Source organism: Elstera litoralis (assembly GCF_000963705.1).
GTDB classification, from domain to species: domain Bacteria; phylum Pseudomonadota; class Alphaproteobacteria; order Elsterales; family Elsteraceae; genus Elstera; species Elstera litoralis.
The window spans coordinates 1-763 of sequence record NZ_LAJY01000801.1; the positions used below are offsets into that span (position 1 = coordinate 1).

A 763-nucleotide genomic window follows, 5' to 3' on the forward strand; every position below is an offset into this window, starting at 1 on the left:
CTACGCTCAATGATCCCCACCAGAGGGACCACCGGTCCACCCGGAATCGCCCATCCCATTGTAAAAACTGTCATTCGGGCTGCTGGCTGAAAAAGCACCTGTAACAGCATTTGTAACGGTACTGATGCAATCGTAATTCCCGACAAAACCGGCCGCAGCGCCGCCAACAACACCAATAGGATTTCCATCAATCGAGCCAACCGCAGCACCTACCCCGACTGAAGCTGCACAACTTGCTGCGTCCGAACCCCCATCCCCACCGAAAGCAATTCGGGACTTCATCTTCTCAAAGGGCGACAATACGAAATTGCACATCTCTCTGTTCTCCCATTTTGTACAAAACCAACTCAACAAAAAACAAATTACCAAAAAAATCCACAACCTCAACGAGAATTTTTATAATTTCTCACTATTATGGTTGTATGTTTATGATTTATTAACAATCATATGCATGCCTCCGAATTTGCGCCTACCCTCCTTCCGCAGACGGGACTGGTACACTTCTCAGTATCCGCCGGAAAAAGACTCCCTGCTTCCTGTGTTCTGATATAAAGCGAGCCGGATCGGCGTTGCCCGAGCACATGCCAGTTTTGATCTAGTAAAATGAGGGGTAACAACGGTGGATACGCTGTTTTGGCAGGCGGCTTTTCTGGGGCTGGTGGAAGGGCTGACGGAGTTTCTGCCGGTTTCCTCCACCGGGCATCTGATTCTGCTCGGCGATTTGATCGGCTTCCAAGGCCCGCCGGGCAAAGTATTCGAGATC

Annotated in this window: 1 protein-coding gene; it reads left to right on the forward strand. The window is 49.9% G+C overall.

Going from position 1 to position 763, the window contains the following annotated elements:
* Nucleotides 1–619 precede the first annotated feature (619 nt).
* Nucleotides 620–763: undecaprenyl-diphosphate phosphatase (locus tag VZ95_RS23470; RefSeq protein ID WP_332308146.1), on the forward strand; the 144-nt coding region annotated here is incomplete at its 3' end.